This window comes from Undibacterium sp. MH2W (genome assembly GCF_049340215.1).
Lineage (GTDB): Bacteria > Pseudomonadota > Gammaproteobacteria > Burkholderiales > Burkholderiaceae_D > Undibacterium.
The window spans coordinates 86907-104637 of sequence record NZ_JBMPPA010000011.1; the positions used below are offsets into that span (position 1 = coordinate 86907).

At 47.0% G+C, this 17731-nt stretch carries 10 protein-coding genes; 6 read left to right on the plus strand and 4 right to left on the minus strand.

The window, feature by feature from the left end; all coding sequences use genetic code 11:
* Window positions 1-81 precede the first annotated feature (81 nt).
* Window positions 82-1200 (plus strand): glycosyltransferase family 9 protein, encoded by a 1119-nt coding sequence (locus ACO0K2_RS18800; RefSeq protein ID WP_423021597.1) that lies wholly within the window; start codon window positions 82-84, stop codon window positions 1198-1200.
* Window positions 1201-1235: 35 nt separating this feature from the next.
* Window positions 1236-2354: a glycosyltransferase family 9 protein gene (locus ACO0K2_RS18805; protein ID WP_423021598.1), complete on the plus strand. Its 1119-nt coding sequence runs from the start codon at window positions 1236-1238 to the stop codon at window positions 2352-2354.
* A gap of 69 nt (window positions 2355-2423) precedes the next feature.
* Here ACO0K2_RS18805 and msbA read toward each other — a convergent pair whose 3' ends face one another.
* The gene (gene msbA, locus ACO0K2_RS18810; RefSeq protein WP_423021599.1) at window positions 2424-4175 is read right to left on the minus strand and encodes a lipid A export permease/ATP-binding protein MsbA; all 1752 of its coding nucleotides are present in this window, start codon (window positions 4173-4175) and stop codon (window positions 2424-2426) included.
* 210 nt (window positions 4176-4385) lie between these two features.
* Complete coding sequence (gene dnaE / locus ACO0K2_RS18815; protein ID WP_423021600.1) at window positions 4386-7913, minus strand: DNA polymerase III subunit alpha; 3528 nt, start codon at window positions 7911-7913, stop codon at window positions 4386-4388.
* Between the two features lie 302 nt (window positions 7914-8215).
* Between dnaE and ACO0K2_RS18820 the strand changes: the two genes are divergently transcribed.
* From ACO0K2_RS18820 to ACO0K2_RS18835, 4 genes are all read left to right on the plus strand, one after another.
* Window positions 8216-10288 (plus strand): TonB-dependent receptor plug domain-containing protein, encoded by a 2073-nt coding sequence (locus tag ACO0K2_RS18820; protein WP_423021601.1) that lies wholly within the window; start codon window positions 8216-8218, stop codon window positions 10286-10288.
* A 3-nt stretch (window positions 10289-10291) separates the two neighbouring features.
* Entirely contained in the window at window positions 10292-11275 is a 984-nt protein-coding gene (locus tag ACO0K2_RS18825; RefSeq protein WP_423021602.1) for an ABC transporter substrate-binding protein, read from the plus strand.
* Window positions 11272-12600, plus strand: coding sequence for a diguanylate cyclase (locus ACO0K2_RS18830; protein ID WP_423021603.1), 1329 nt, complete (start codon window positions 11272-11274; stop codon window positions 12598-12600). The genes ACO0K2_RS18825 and ACO0K2_RS18830 overlap by 4 nt, the downstream gene beginning before the upstream one ends.
* 352 nt (window positions 12601-12952) lie before the next feature.
* Window positions 12953-14698: a glutamine--tRNA ligase/YqeY domain fusion protein gene (locus tag ACO0K2_RS18835; RefSeq protein ID WP_423021604.1), complete on the plus strand. Its 1746-nt coding sequence runs from the start codon at window positions 12953-12955 to the stop codon at window positions 14696-14698.
* A gap of 66 nt (window positions 14699-14764) precedes the next feature.
* Here ACO0K2_RS18835 and ACO0K2_RS18840 read toward each other — a convergent pair whose 3' ends face one another.
* Window positions 14765-16438 (minus strand): ShlB/FhaC/HecB family hemolysin secretion/activation protein, encoded by a 1674-nt coding sequence (locus ACO0K2_RS18840; RefSeq protein WP_423021605.1) that lies wholly within the window; start codon window positions 16436-16438, stop codon window positions 14765-14767.
* 213 nt (window positions 16439-16651) lie between these two features.
* A partial coding sequence (locus ACO0K2_RS18845; RefSeq protein WP_423021606.1) for an MBG domain-containing protein occupies window positions 16652-17731 on the minus strand: 1080 nt, incomplete at its 5' end.

Sequence of the window (17731 nt, forward strand, 5' to 3'; positions counted from 1 at the left end):
CAACATCACAGGTTGATTGTCAACGCACTTGCAACGATTATTTCCCATATTTAATTTCTCAGAATAAGTCAGCTCCCCCATATGCAACTCATCCAAGCGCAATCACTGGAAAAATCAACTAAGATTTTATTCATTACTCATCTGGCGATCGGCGACTTTACGTATTTACAGAATTTTTTCAGTGCATTCTCCCGCGCCTATCCCCATCTTCAGATCGACATCTGGATTGATGAAGTCCGCCGCACCAACGATCCGAATAAATGGGAATTTCTCAAAAAGTATTCGCTGTACGATTGGGCAGAAAACTGTTCTTTTTTCAGGAAAGTATATCGACAGACGTACAGCCCTGATTTATTACAGCAAACCATTGTTGAAGCCCGTGAAGAAAACTATCCACTTGTCGTTTCTCTCGCCACACTCAGACCGCACAATTACGCACGTCTCGCGCGTGAAGTGGGCCCCAATGCCTTTACCGTTGGCATTCGTGGCAAAACAAGATGGTACGCCCCATGGGATGCTGCTGCTTACAAACAGCTTGATGCAACGTTCGCTCCATTCAAAGCACCAAAAAATGGATACCACATTACCGATGTCTATGCTGATTGGTTTCAACAATTAGGTGGCGTCAGTGTCACGACTGAAAATCGACTACCTTTCGTGCACATTCCTGACGAGTGGACGAACTATGCGACACGTCAATTAACGGAATGGGGAATCACATCAGAGCGTCTTGCGCAAGGCGATAAAATCGTTTTTATCAATGCTTTTGCAAAAACAAAAAAGCGATGCTGGCCGCTCAAGAGCGTCGCGGAATTAGTGATTGCTATGCGGAAACTTCCAGAGTGGCGTCAAACGCATTTTGTGATCAATGCAGTTCCGCAGGAGTTAAAAAATGTAAAGACGATTTTTAATGCGTATCAGATCAGCGATACTTACGTCTTTAGTGCCAGCGATAATTTTTTCCAGTTACCCGCCATTTTGCAACGTTGCAATCTCATTATTTCCGTTGAGACAGCGGTGATGCATTTAGCCAATGCGGTGCAGGTTCCTGTTATTGCACTGATGCGCCAAAAAAATCCAGAATGGGTTCCCATTGACCATCAACGTAGCACGGTCGTCATGACAGAGCGTCGTAGCGAATGGGTCGATGCCATCCCAGTCGAAAAAATCGTTGACGCAGTAAGCAAGAAGACTGATTGAAACTTTCATGCCATTTTTAAAAATCGACGATAGTAATGACCACCCAACTCGTACCACCAGATCTGCTCGCTAAAGCAGACAAAATCTTGTTTGTTGCTCACTTGGCACTCGGTGATTTCACCTATATGCAAAACAGCTTCCGGGCTTTTGCAAAAGCGTATCCGCATATCAAAATACATCTTTGGATTGATGAGTTACGGCGCACATCTGACAAAAAACAATGGGAGCATCTGCGCAAGTATTCCCTCTACGATTGGATCAACGCTTGCGATATGTTTGACAAAGTCTATACCGAAACATACAGCCCACAATTATTTGAACGATCTGTTAAAGAGGCGCAAGCAGAAGACTACCCGATTGTTATTTCCGTTGCGGTCCACAACCGCCATCGCTATGTCAATTTGATTCGTAAAATCAGTCCAAAAGGTTTTATCGTTGGACAAAAGAAACGCGTACGCTTGTTAGATATCAGAAAACACTATATCTACAGCAAATTAGATGCCTTCATTCCCGCTTACAAAGTCACGCGCGAACAACAGGCGGGAAAAGTCGATATCCCGCATATCAGCCGCATTTATGCAAACTGGTTTCACCAGTTATTTAACCTCGATATTCCGACAACGGATCTGTTTCCATTTGTGACCATTCCAGCAGAGTGGCAGGACTACGCCTCCAAGCAAATAGCGGACTGGGGTTTTGCGCCAGATGAAAAGATCGTGTTTCTCAATAGCTTTTCTAAATCACTCGATCGCACATGGCCATTGGAGCGTATTTTTGAATTAATTATTCAAATGAAACAACGTGAAAAATGGTCCAAGGTCAAATTCGTCGTCAATGTCGTCCCAGAAAAGCTCCCTGAGGCGAAGGCCATGCACGCGACATATCACCTTGATGATGTGAAGTTATTTAGTGCCGTTGATAATTTCTTCCAACTTCCCGCGGTACTGAGTCGTTGCCACTTGATTATTTCTGTAGAGACCGCCGTAATGCATCTCGCAAATGCAGTTCATGTTCCTGTGATTGCCTTAATGCGTCTCACAAGCCCTGAGTGGGTGCCCATCAACGCTGACATTACGACGCTAGTCAAAGTGTCCGACCGCAAGGCGTGGATTGATGCTATTTCCGTTGAGCAGGTCATGGCTGCCTTACCCTAATCAACGCACTCCCATAAAAAAAGGGGCTGGTGCCCCTTTTTTTTATATGCGGTTATGGAAGATGCCTGATCAATGATTTTCTTCCGCACTGAATTGCAACTGGTGTAAATGCGCGTAGGTCCCATTTTTCTGCAGCAACTCTGCGTGCGTTCCCATTTCACTGATTTCGCCATCGGTTAATACAACAATGCGATCAGCGCGCTCAATCGTGGACAATCGATGTGCAATAACAAGTGTTGTTCGCCCCTGAATTAAGGTATCTAACGCCGCCTGTACTGCACGCTCAGATTCTGAATCCAACGCAGACGTTGCCTCATCGAGAATCAAGATCGGTGCATTTTTGTAGATAGCACGAGCGATGGCTAAACGCTGACGTTGACCACCGGAGAGCCGTGTGCCGTTGTCGCCAATCTCTGTTTGCAGCCCCAAAGGAAGATCTGCAATCACGTCTGACAAATGAGCTGCAGCTACAGCCGCCTCAATTCTTGCCTGATCGGGATGATGGTCACCGTAAGCAATATTGGCGGCAATCGTGTCATCAAATAAGACCACACTCTGTCCGACCATCGCAATTTGCGCACGTAAGCTCGAAATGGAAATATCAGCTAAGTCGTGACCATCTAATTTAATGACGCCTGCCGTTGGCGCATAAAAGCGAGGTACCAAATTCACTAATGAAGTTTTACCACCACCCGACATGCCGACCAATGCGACCGTCTCGCCAGCCTTAATCCTGAGATTGATCCCTTTTAAGGCTTGCATCTCCTGACGTTCATAACTGAATTCTGTATTGATGAATTCCAAATCGCCTTTTGCACGCTCCTCGAACTCAAAGCCACCGACAGGTTCTGCTGGTGAATCGATTAAATTGAAGACGGATTCAGAAGCAATCAAACCACGTTGTAAAGGACCATTGAGGTCAGATAAACGTTTCAATGGCGCAAGCAGCAACAACATGGCCGTCAGATACGCGATGAAATCACCGGGCGTAAAATGATCACTATGAAACGGCAGTAAATTGGGACGCATCGCAACGATCACCACCAAGGATACCGCTAACGCCGCCACCATTTGTGTAATCGGTGTCGTGGAGCCTGACGCGACAGTCACACGTTGCGCATAGCCGCGTAACTGTTCACTCTTTTTATGGAAACGCTGATATTCGTAGTCTTGCGCACCGAAAATCCGGATAACCTGACTGGCGCGGGTCGCCTCTTCAACGACTTGCGTTAATTCGCTGTTGAGTTTCAACTGATTCTGATTCAACAAACGTAGTCGTTTGCCCGTCAGACGAACAACATACGCCATCGATGGGACAATCAATAAGGCAACAATCGTTAATTGCCAATTTTGATAAACGAGAAAAATAATTAATGCAAACACCGTAATAGAGTCACGGATCAATGTGTTGATGGAAACCTTCACCATTTCAACAACTTGCTGCACTTCAGAAATGATCGTGTTAATCAAACGACCACTGGACTCATATTGATAGTAACTAATAGGAACATCCAGGGTTCGTTTAAACATACTACCGCGCATGTCACTGAGCAATTTGTTGCCGATCCAAGACATATAGTATTGCGTACAAAAGGTGCAAATACCGCGCGCAAAGAAAATGCCGACAATACCAAGCGGCACCATCCAGACTGGCATTGTTCTGTCTTCTGAAAAGCCATTATCGGTTAATTTTTTCATTAACGCCGGAAAGATAGGCTCTGTCATCGCAGCACCAATCATCCCTAATAATGCCAAACCAATGCGGTGCTTATAGGGTTCTACGGCGCGCCACAGGCGCACGAAATAAGGATTGATAGTCATAAAAAAAGCGTTCTTTCGCAGACTGTAACAATAAAAACTACTTAAAATAACTTGTTACAATTAAAGCAAATATTAAGAAATTATCCAGATCATTAGGCATGATTGCCGCCGCGCATTTTATCGCTATGGGGGCAATCATGCCGCGCATCCCCGATATAGCAAAAGAAATAATAAGATCTATGCGGGGAAATGCGGGCTCACTTCAAGAATTTACGAATAAACAATAGCCACTTTATTTTGGGCTAACATCGTTACCAATTTCAATTGCAGTTCATCATCTGGATTCACTCGCCATTGATCAGATAAATACAACTCCGCACTCGCCGTCGCATTTTGGTACTGAATCAAGACGGGGCATCCATCAGGATTGAGGTGCGGCTTCAGCACTTCTTGCAGCTTTTTGGTGTCCGTTTTGTCGTCTAATGTGAGTCGTAATCCTTGAGAAAACTGGACGCGTGCACGACCAATATCCATCACCTTTTCAGCAGAAATACGCAAACCACCTGAGAATCGGTCCTCAGACACTTTGCCCAATACGGCTAAAAACTCATCTTCTTTGAGTAATGATTTAAATTCTTCCATGAGCTCGCTGTAGACGGTCACTTCGACAACAGCCGTGCTGTCGTCAAGGGTGACCACCATCAGCTTGCCCCGCTGCGTCATTTGGGTGCGAACACCTGTGATAATGCCGCAGATCAACCGTAAATCACGCGACGGCTCTACTTTCGCTAGCGTGGTTTTGATGAACTGACGTACCTCTGGGGCATAAGAATCAAACAAATGACCCGACAGATAAAATCCGAGCGCGAGTTTTTCTTCTGTGAGCCGTTTTTTGTCGGTCCATCGAGGCACCTCGATGTATTGTGGCGGCGGGATAAGATCATCATCGTCGCCAAACAAACTCACTTGGTTCGCCGCTTTATCGGCCTGTTCTGCCGCCTCAATGGCCAAACTGACGGTCGCCAATAACACAGCGCGGTCTTTCCCTAAACAATCCATTGCACCTGCACGGATTAAGGATTCAATTGTTCTACGATTGACTTGGCGCTTATCGACGCGTTTACAAAAATCAAACAAGTCTTTGAACGGTCCATCCGCTTGGCGGGATGCCACGATATTTTCGATGGCATTCTGCCCCGAGCCCTTGACCGCGCCCAAACCGTAGCGGATTTGATTTGATTTTTTGCCTGGCTCTCCGACGGGGACGAAGCGGTAATCGGATTGATTAATATCGGGCGGCAGCATCTTGAGCTTACAGACATCAATCGCATCCTCGACGAGAATTTTGACTTTATCTGTGTCGTCCATGGCGAGCGACATATTGGCTGCCATAAACGCGGCGGGATGATGTGCTTTGAGATACGCGGTATGGTAAGACAGCAATGCATAAGCAGCTGCATGTGACTTATTGAAGCCGTAGCCCGCGAACTTCTCCATCAAATCGAAAATCTCGTCTGCTTTTTCTTGCGGCAAACCATCCTTCGCAGCACCATCGCGGAAAATCTGGCGATGCTCCGCCATCTCTTCTGCTTTCTTTTTACCCATCGCACGACGCAATAAGTCAGCGCCACCCAAGGAGTAGCCACCGACCACCTGCGCCATCTGCATCACCTGCTCTTGATACACCATAATGCCGTAGGTTTCAGACAAAATGCCTTCGGTACGCGGATCCGGATAGTCGAATTTCTCACCGTGCTTACGCTTACAGAAGTCAGGGATCAGATCCATCGGACCCGGACGGTACAACGCCACGAGCGCAATAATGTCTTCAAAACGGTCCGGACGAGCGTCTTTCAACATCCCTTGCATACCACGGCTTTCCAGCTGGAATACGGCAACGGTTTTGGCTTTGGTCAGCAATTCGTAAGAAGCGCGGTCATCGAGCGGCAATTTGGCCAGATCAAAGTCCGCCATCGCAGGATCGAGCATTTTGATGTAGCGCACCGCACGGTCAAGAATCGTCAGTGTTGTCAGACCCAAAAAGTCGAACTTCACCAAACCGACGGCTTCAACGTCATCTTTATCGTATTGAGAAACGACGCCAGAGTCACCGCCCTGTGTGTAAAGTGGGCAGAAATCGGTCAGCTTGCCCGGCGCAATGAGCACACCACCCGCGTGCATACCGATGTTACGGGTAATACCTTCTACTTGCTGCGCCAAGTCGAGTAATGTTTTGACTTCTTCTTCGTTTTCTTGGCGTTCGGCTAGCAACGGTTCTTCGACAATCGCCTCGGCAATCGTGACTTGTTTACCCGGTTTGAACGGGATCAGCTTCGAAACGCCGTCACAGAACATATAACCAAAGTCAAGAACACGTCCAACGTCACGGATCGCACCTTTTGCGGCCATCGTACCAAAGGTCGCAATCTGCGAGACCGCATCCTTACCATAACGGTCTTTCACGTATTGAATAACGCGATCTCGTCCCTCTTGGCAAAAGTCAATATCAAAGTCGGGCATGGATACCCGCTCTGGGTTAAGGAAACGTTCGAACAGCAGGTTATATTGCAGCGGGTCGAGATCCGTAATCAACAAGGAATACGCCACCAGCGAACCCGCACCAGATCCACGACCTGGTCCGACCGGCACGCCATTATTTTTTGCCCACTGGATAAAGTCAGCAACGATCAAGAAGTACCCCGGAAACCCCATTTTGATAATGGTGTCTGTTTCAAACTTGAGCCGGGCTTCATAGCGTGCGCGTTCTTTTTCGCGTTTTTCTGCATTGGGAAACAAGTGCTGCAACCGGAACTCTAATCCACGCTTGGCTTCGTGCACTAAAAAGTCATTGAGCGTCATGCCTTCCGGTGTGGGGAAATCCGGCAATTTTGGTTTTCCCAGCTCCAGCGTCAAATTGCATCGCTTGGCGATCTCAACACTGTTTTTGAGCGCGCCCGGCAAATCGGCAAACAAGGCAGCCATTTCTTCTTGCGTTTTAAAGCACTGCTGATCGTTAAAGCGACGCACGCGACGCGCGTTGGCGAGCATGTCACCCTCGGAGATACATACCCGCGCTTCATGTGCGATGTAGTCTTCTTTGCTAATAAACTGTACTGGGTGCGTTGCAACGACCGGCAATTTCAGTTTATTGGCGAGCATCACTGCGGCACGGACATGATTTTCCATGTTGGCTTGGCCGGCACGCTGAATTTCAATGTAAAAATGGTCAGGGAAAATACTGCTCCAACGCTGCGCACAGCGCTCAGCCAAATCAAGATTGCCATTATCAATGGCAATCCCAACATCGCCAAAATGCGCACCTGAAAGCGCAATCAAGCCCCCGCTTTCGCCATCGTCATGGATTTTTTTCAGCCATTCATAGCGAATTTCTGCGCGGCCTCGATGTTGGTTGGTCAACCACGCCTCAGCCAATAATTCGCACAACTGAAGGTAACCTTTGCGATTCTTTACCAGTAACATCAAACGGGACGGTTTTTCGCGGTCATCGTCGTTCGTAATCCAGGCATCACAACCTGCGATCGGCTTAATGCCCTTGCCACGCGCGGATTTATAGAACTTCACCATGGCGAACAAGTTGGCCAGATCGGTGATAGCCATGGCGGGCTGTTTATCTTTGACAGCGGCTTTAATCGCATCGTCGATGCGCACAAGACCATCCACAATCGAATATTCAGAGTGGATACGGAGATGGACAAATTGTGGGTCGCGAGGCACTGCGGGAGTTGCCGCTACTGCTTGGTCTCCATTTGTCGGAGAAATGCTTAGTTCTGTAGTCATTCCGCTATTCTACCGTGTAGAGAGAACGGTTTATAGGCTTTCGACCATACAATTTCTCTACGGCATTGCATGGCAAGATTTCGTTTGAAAAATAGCGCCCATCAATTGACAAAATAATCATAAAATCACGAATTAGTGGTTTTTTTCTTCAAACGAGATAGTGATTGATGGAAAAAGATCGATTTTCTATACAGACACATTTATGCTGTGAGAAGATCGTCTTTGTTTGCAGTGCAGCATTTTTGTATAGCGGTACGGTAACTTCAACATCAATAAGATTATTCGTTATAGTGGTAATAGAAATGCAAGGCTCCAACGGTAACATCAGCTCAAATCACAGAGAACGCGCTTTTAGGAAGTTGCGTTCCAGTCATTTGGTTTCTTTACGCAGTCCCTCCTCACTCACGTGGGGCTTGCTGCTTTGCACACTCCCCTTCATCCACACGGCACATGCCGAGGCAAATAACGACGAATCCATTTTTCTCGACGATGTTCCCGTTGTCTTGAGTGCATCGCGCCTCGTACAACCTGTGAATGAAGCACCGGTAGCAGTCACTGTGTTGGACCGAGAAACCATTCGCGATTCAGGCGCATGGGATTTATCCGAAGTATTCCGTCTGGTACCCGGCATGTTTGTCGCTTACCACGCTGATCCAAACTTTTACTCTGCCGATAGTACTGTTGCTTATCATGGCATGGTGACAAGTACGACGTCCGATCGTATGCAAGTGCTTATTGATGGGCGCTCTGTCTACTCTGGCTTATTTGGCGGTGTGAACTGGAGTGATTTACCCATCGTGATGGACGATATCGAGCGGATCGAGGTCGTACGCGGTCCCGATTCTGCCAGTTATGGCGCTAACTCGTTCCTCGCTGTCATCAATATCATTACCCGACATCCTGCAGAAACACAGGGCGCATCGGCCTCCCTCAGTTACGGCACAAACCGCATGGAGGGGGTGTTTCGGTATGGGGGTAAAAGCGGTAATCTCACTTATCAAATTACGGCAAGTGAGCGCAAAGATAACGGTGAAAGCGACAGAATTCACAATCCGACGTCACAAATCCTGTTTTGGACACTCAACAAATACGACAATAAAAATATCCAAATTTTTAATTTCAGAGGCGCATATCAGATCAACGCATCGGACACGCTCGAATTTCAATTTGGCTACAACGGCGGCCCCAGACTGGCTGGCGAATATGATAACTTTATCTCGATCGACCGCACATCAAGTAACCATTTTGAGATGATTAACTGGCGGCGCGCCCTCGAAGGCAATGGCGAATTGACCGTCAAGGCGTACCACACAGAGGAGCGTATCAACGGACGCTTAATGGATTCTGACGGCATCAGCAATGGCAATGCCTCATTCAAACGTGACGAACTTGATGTGCAACACACCTTCTCACCAACAGCAGCAACGCGGATTGTCTGGGGTGCAACTGTCAGGCAAGACGTCACTTACGCGCCCTATTACCTTGGCGTTGAGGATAATCAGTATTTATTTGGCAACTTCTATTATCGACTAGGTAGTATTTTTAGTAACCTAGAGTGGCACATACGTCCAGACTTACTACTCAATACCGGGGCGATGGTAGAGAATAATTCCTACACGGGAACAGAATTCACGCCGCGTTTGGCGCTCAACTGGCACGTTACGCCGGATCACACGATCCGTCTTGGCCACTCGCGGGCAACACGTGCACCTTCTGTCTATGAAAAAGTCTACGAAACATACTGGCGAGCGCCAGGTGAATATCCGAATTTACCGAAAATAGAGCCAGAAAAAGCCAAAGCAACAGATCTGGGCTACATCGGACGCATCGGAAAAATCGATCTTGATTTTCGTCTTTTTTATGACGATTACACCAATCTAATCGATGTCAAAAACCACAAGTCGCCAAAAAGTGGCAATCTGAATGCGGGTAATGCATTAATGCGTGGCTATGAATTGCAATTCAAAGCGCCTTTATCGGATAAGACGCACGTTGTGTACAGCCTTTCGGGTGGGGGCGTAAAAAGTGACAACGTCAATGGTGTCATTTACACAGACTCGCTGCCAGCCTACAACCATAACCTCACGATCACGCATCAGTTTAACGAACAATGGCGAGGAAGTCTGATTGCTTACCAAATCTCGCGGACAAAGTTCAACGATACTGACTTCAATCTCGGTGAGGGGCGCGGCTATTTCATCGAGGGAAATAAACGCTTTGATGCGAAGCTGTCACGTCGTTTTCTTTTATGTGGACGACCAACAGAAGTAGCGGTCATTGTGCAAAACATCGCCAATGCTCACTATTTCGAGCTTCGGCACGACAACGAAGTACCCGGTCGGCTGGCGAGACTCAATGTAAAAACGGAATTCTGACCCATGCATTGGGCGCGTCTCTTCCGTCGAACACGAACAACCTCAATATGGTTGCTGCGGCTAGTGCTGTTTTTTTCACTCGTTGCGACCTCCGCTTATAGTGCAGCAGTTGATGGTGTCACCATTGTTTTAAGTGAAGAGGCAGGGGTGTATTCGGAATTTGCTATTAACCTCAGCAACATACTCACCCAATCAGCAACCACCCGTCCTGCGGTGAAAATCATTGCCGCCAACAAATTCAGCGCAGACGATTTGCCACGGACAACTTCAAATCAAATGATTGTCGCAGTAGGCACGACAGCCATGGTCGCTCTGGCACAAAAACCAACGCCGATACCTGTACTCAATGTTCTCATTCCCCAAAACAATTTTTACAAAATCACCCGACAAAATAGTCGGCTCCAGGATAGCCGCAAATTCTCAGCCATTTTTGTTGATCAGTCATGGGCTCGGCAATTAGGTTTAATCCAGGTCAGTATGTCAGGTCATCCGCGGGTCGGTGTATTGCTCGGTAAAGAGGAAACGGAGTCGATCCCAGCACTACAAAGTGCTGCGAAAGACGCTGATATGAGCCTCAATATCGAAACAGTCGCTGACGATGCTGAACTGCTCACTGCGCTGCGCAAACTACTCGCGAACAGCGATGCCTTATTGGCGGTGCCTGATCCTAAAATATATAACAGGAACAACATTTCAAGTATTTTACTCACCAGCTACCGGCAGCAAATTCCCCTGTTCGGATTTTCGGCATCGTACGTTAAGGCCGGTGCTCTGGCATCGGTGTATAGCTTACCGACCCAAGTGAGTCAGCAAGTGGCAGAAATCATCAATAATCTGCCAGCCAGCGGCAATTTACCCCCTCCACAGTATCCGCGCTATTTTTCGATCAATACCAATCCTCAAGTCGCTCGGTCTCTCGGAATAAACATTGCCCCTGAACCTGAATTGCAATACAAACTTAAACATATAACGGAGCGTGCACCATGAAACAATGGCGCCTCTCACACCGTATTTTATTATTGGCACTCGCGCCGATGTGGATCATTACGATGTTGCTGACCGGCATGGTTGCCATCGTCGGCACCTCGCAAATTGATGGTGCGCTCAAGGACCGAGGTGCGCTGATTGCGCGACATCTGAGTAGCGCCTGTGAATACGGAGCGTTTTCAGGCAATCGTGAGGTCTTGCAGGCATTGACTCAAGCTACTTTGAAGGAAGAAGACGCACAAGGTGTTGTGGTGACCGACCCGGCCAACCGCATTCTTGCAGCGAGCGGAAAACTAGAGCTTGTTGATCAACCTCTGATCCAAGCTGCGCTTAAAGGAAGCATTCGTCACGGTGCACATGGTGGTCTGATTTTTGGTGCCCCGATCTACCAAGGTATGCCTGCGGCGGATAACTTTGACCTGATTGATCATGGTCGAACCGAACCTGCTGGAAAACCAAAATTATTAGGATTTGTCTTCGTCGAGCTCAGCACCGCATCGAGTCAGCAAGCAAAAATTTTATTTGTTTTCGTTTGCCTACTGATCGGTGCAGTAGGTACAGCGGGCGCCTCTTATTTCGCATTCAGGATGAGTCGCGATTTAACCCGCCCACTCTCGCGCCTCATCGATGGCGTACACGGTATGGCGAAAGGTGAATTCAGCATCCGCATCAAAGCAGACTCTGGTGGTGAGTTACAAGATCTCGAAGAGGGTTTCAATTTGATGGCAGCAGAGGTCGAAAATAGTCACAACAAAATGCTCGAAGTGAATGCGAACCTTGAACATCTTGTTGCTGCTCGCACACGAGAACTTGAATTGAAGAATCAGGATCTGGAATATTTATCCAATACGGACAGGCTGACTGGATTATTTAACCGTTTAAGATTAGAAACAATTCTCGAAGAGGAACATATTCGTAGCCAACGTTATGGAAGCCATTTTTCGATCGCACTCATCGATGTGGATAAATTTAAGTCGATTAACGACACGTTCGGGCACTCCGCAGGCGACCAAGTATTGGTCAGCATCGGTATCATTTTGCAAGAAAATATCCGTAGTATTGATGCAGTCGGGCGATGGGGCGGCGAAGAGTTCCTCGTCATTTTCAGGGAAACTGATCTCGATGATGCTTTGATCATCTCAGAAAAACTGCGTGAAGCCATTGCAACCCATGCATTCCACATGGTTGGCTATCGGACAGCTAGCTTCGGTGTTACCTGCTACCGCCATCCAGATAGCATCTTAGAAATGATGATCCGAGCGGATAATGCCCTTTATCAGGCAAAAAATAAAGGACGCAATCTGGTGCAATTTGAAATCCATTGATTTCGAGTGTCTCGAATCGAACCAGAAATTGCAATAACTTCAACTTTCATCGCAGATTGCCATCGATACTGAGCGTCTTCCATTGATGAATACTTTCCTAAGCGCAGCAAATAGCTATCAAAACACAAACAAACGTCCTTTCTGTGCTGCGCTACGGTAAAATACTTGCTATACCCCCATAAAAGACCTATCGCTCGTGGTTGTATACCAGCAGATTACCGTGCACATTTATTGTCCAATGTACATCGGCTGCGGTGATGACACGATTCACTCCGCCAACGATGTGTGCAACGCGCTTGCGTCGTCTTTTATAAACCGAATGCCGTCTTACGAAAATTTATCAGCAAACTTTATGAGCAACGAAAAAAAGCCAGCCGCAGCCGCCCCTTCCGACGCCCCCGTTTCTAACTTTTTGCGCGCCATCATTGATAACGATCAGGCAACTGGCACCTATCAACGCTCCGGTATGCCAAGCGTCATTACGCGCTTCCCACCAGAGCCCAATGGCTATCTGCACATCGGTCATGCAAAGTCGATCTGCCTCAACTTTGGTCTGGCGCGCGACTACGCGGGTCGTTGCCACTTGCGCTTTGATGACACGAACCCAGAAAAAGAAGACCAGGAATATGTCGATTCCATCATGGATAGCGTCAAGTGGCTGGGGTTTGATTGGCAGCAACCAGCGTCTGCTGGTGGTGGCAATCATTTGTATTTTGCCAGCGATTATTTTGATCAGTTTTATGCGATCGCAGAATATCTGATCGAATCTGGACATGCTTATGTGGATAGCCAATCGGCAGAAGATATGGCCGCCAACCGTGGTGACTTTTCTAAACCGGGCGTGAACTCACCGTTCCGTGATCGCGCACCGGCTGAGTCTTTAGCATTATTCCGCCGTATGAAAGCGGGTGAATTTAAAGATGGAGAACATATCGTACGCGCCAAAATCGATATGGCCTCGCCCAATATGAACATGCGTGATCCGGCAATTTACCGTATTCGCCACGCACACCATCATCGTACAGGGGACGCATGGTGCATCTATCCGATGTATGACTATGCACATCCACTCGAAGACGCGATTGAAAACATCTCTCACTCGATTTGTACTCTCGAGTTTCAGGATCATCGTCCGTTCTATGACTGGATCATTGAACACGCAGCGCAAGGTGGTTTTGTGCAACGCCCCGTTCCGCGTCAGTATGAGTTCGCACGTCTCAACCTGACCTATGTGGTGACTAGTAAGCGTAAATTACGTAAGCTCGTTGAAGACAATATCGTCAGCGGTTGGGATGATCCACGTATGCCAACCATCGTTGGTATTCGTCGTCGCGGCTATACACCAGAATCAATTCAAGCATTCTGTGAACGTATCGGTGTGACCCGCTCAGATGGCTGGATCGATTACAGTACATTGGAAGGCTGTTTGCGTGAAGATCTTGATCCAAAAGCAGCACGTGTCACCGCCGTCTTGCGTCCATTGAAACTGATTATCGATAATTTCCCAGAGGGCGAAAATATTCATTGCACAGCCCCGGTCCATCCACATCATCCTGAGCGTGGCAACCGCGAGTTCACGATTGGTAAAGAACTATGGATTGAGCAAGAAGATTTTATGGAAGAGCCAGTCAAAGGCTATTTCCGCCTCTTCCCTGGCAACAAAGTACGCCTGCGCTACGGCTATGTGGTCGAATGTACTGGATGCGATAAAGATGACAATGGTAACGTCATTGCTGTTCATTGTAACTACTTCCCTGATAGCAAATCCGGTACCGAGGGTAGCGCCAATTACAAAGTCAAAGGCAATATCCACTGGGTCAATGCTGCTGATGCATTAGAGGTCGAAGTGCGTCTCTATGATCGCCTCTTTACCGATGCGAATCCAGACGCTGGTGGTAAGGATTTTATGACCTTGCTCAATCCCGCTTCGTTAGAAACGATTCGTGCCTATGTGGAGCCGGGTGTTGCGCAAGTCAATCCGGATACCCGCCTCCAATTTGAACGCCATGGCTACTTTGTCGCTGACCGCGTTGATAGCGCCATCGGAAAGCCCGTATTTAACCGGATTACGACGTTGAAAGATTCATTCGGCAAGTAAGCAGCACTAAGGGCACATCAGAACAATAAGATCTGGTGTGCCGTTATTATCTTTCGTTCTCTCTTTCTAAAAATAGAAGGAAGCAGATAGCCAATAGCGTGTACGGCCAATGCTACCATCACTATTTGCACCAGTAGCTGAGTTCGCAGCGGGATTAATTCCAAGCCGTCTACTCACACTTGCCTTAATCGAGTATTTACTCTCTTCGTTCCAAGTGGAACTTATCCCCACGTCAGCCAGAGAATAGTCATTCAGTTGAGTAGCACCTGGATAGTTCGCAAAGTGGTTCACCGTCACTGCACCGAATTCATAATACAGTGTCGTTTGCAACTTTTGATTCCATATTTTACGTAACTCCGTAGTAACGACAACGCCATTGTCAGCAGTTGCTTCAAGGTTAGGATAAGCGCTAACGCCATCGAGCCCACCGAGCGAAAATTTCTCAGAGGAATCAAGATTTTTCAAGGCAAGTTGACCCTTGATCGAGAACCATAATCTCCACCTACCTGATAAATGTTGAAGGTGTGCGAAGTTGAGATTTATTTTTCCATAGACGCCTTCGGTATGTGCTCCCGCGAGATCAACCATTTCATTTTTTGGGTTAGCAGATAAGCGAAGGTTGCCTAGCGTGATATTACTACCTAATAATGTAAAACTTTCATCTGCCGCCGATGTGCTGACACTGACACCGAGGGTCAATGCACGTACTTTCTTGTCAGATACTTGCTGCATCGCAGCGTTATTTTTATATATTTTCTCTTCCAAGGAACAACTCATCGACATACTCAGATTTCTCAGTCGTAATGCAGGATAAGTACAAAATAGGCCACGAGTTTGCGCCGAGCCATTCGCATCAAGAGACGCAAAATCGCCAATAAGGTGGTATCTCATTTCAGAAAATTCAGCACCTACGTGTAACCCGTCATAAAAAAAAGGGACCGTGTAGCTGATACGTCCGTACTCACTTCCGGAACTAGAAATGGTATTGAACGATATCTGATCATCGATCCCGCGAGGATCCTCGATATTCAATGACGCAGTGATCCGATTGAGCCCTGTAGATAATGTACCATTATTGTCTATTTGAAAAAGACCAGATAGGAGTGGCTTCTCTTCGACATCGATCACAACATCGGTGACGCCAATGCCCTCGCCAGGTGCGAGTGATAAGCGAGAAATTACACCAGATAAATCGCCCAGCAAGTTACTCGCCCGATCTAAGTTATTTACGTTTAGATAGTCTCCAATTTTCTGTCGAGCGGTAACAATATCGATCAACGTTTGCGAATGAAAACGCGGATGCTCCTGATGAGCGACGACCCTGACTCTACCTAGTTTCATTTCGATGAAATTCAATGTCACGATACCATCATCAATGTCTTGCTCTGGAATGACTACGCGTACGAACCATCCGTGGGAATGATATTCCTCGGTTATTACATTCGAGATTACTTCTAAATCATGGAAATGCAACATGCGATTAACCCAAGGTTGAACGATCTGTTGCAACTCCAATTCAGAGAGCAACGTCGCTCCCGTGAACCGAAAAGAAGTGACAACAAATGTCAGCGAATTATCTTCCAATCTTTCTGATGACATAGGAATAATGGCTGGCGTGGTTGTGCTCTTCAATACTTGTTGCTCGATCACATTCCCATCGATTTTATTTTGGCGTAGTAACGCACCAGCATCAGGGATGCTTTGACCAACACCAAATTGTGGAAGAATGAAAAGAGTCAAAATAAGACTGCGCTGAAAAAAATAGACGATCAGCCTGTAAAGATTAGAGGGGCGAGAGAAATGGTGTCGTTCGAGAAAAAAATCAAAAAATATCATTGATATAGGCTAAAAATACCAGAACCTTTTCGCATTCTGGTGAATACACAAGTCGCAATTAATGGGGCATCTCTTTTCAGATCAATGCTCTTACCTCAACACGGCATGATTGAGTTATTAGGTTTTATCAAATACAAGCGCAATCTTCGTTTGCGCTTGAGCGCCAGAACCATCATGGGCCGTCACAACGACATCAATATTTTTCACTTCCGTTGTTGGAATACCTTTAAAAGTTCCCGTTGTACCATCGAACTTCAACCACTTTGGCAAACTTTCTCCGGTCGCTAAATGCGCCTCAAACACCAAATTAATTTTCCGATTACTGAACACAAAGGTATCCGGGGGAAGCGTGAACACAAACGGTGATGCATGGGATAATGCAAGCGGCGTAAACGCCTTGACACTGATAAAGTCGTTAAAGTTGACTGTCGGTGAGGCTGTTTGTTTTTGTCCGACAAAAGGTATAACGGTAGGAGCTGGTGCTTCGGGAACCGGTAAGACATCCAATCGGCCGCTTACATAATTGATGTTGTAGTTTGACGCGTCAAAACGACTCCCTTGAGCACCACTGGCGGTAATCGTATAAAAGCCCTGAGTCGCGCTTGGATCAACCCCATCACTCTTTACAATGACAGAATCTAGACTATCCCGACCTTGCAATCCTGTGCTTGTGAAGCCACTCACCGTGATGGTCTCCCCCTCTATTTTCGATACGCTGTTGGCTATGATCGCGAGTGAAGCAGGATGAATATTAACGATATTATTTAACGAAGATTTACCCTGAATTGGTAAGATATAGTTTGACGCCAAACCAGTGCCGTCGCTTAAACCAGTAATGCCACTGACATAGTTACTTCCATTAGCAGCAACATTGGCATTGTTTGCTGATGCCGTTCCTGTGTAGTTCAGTGTTTGGCCATTGACCCCGGTGATGCTAATCTGACCGCCATTTAAAGTGGTTGTGCTATCGTAGGTCTTGGTGGCATTGATCGTTGCGATCGCACGATCAATGTTCAGCGTACCGTTGGTGAAAATGATATTGCTATAGTTGCTGTTGCTACCACTGACAGTGTTGGTATAGGTGCCAGCATTAGTACCTATCGCACCACTAGCGGTAAAGCCGCTGATGTTGGCCGCTGTATCAGAACCGACGAGTCCTGTGGCGGTGAAGCCGCTAACACTTTGCTGATTGCCGTT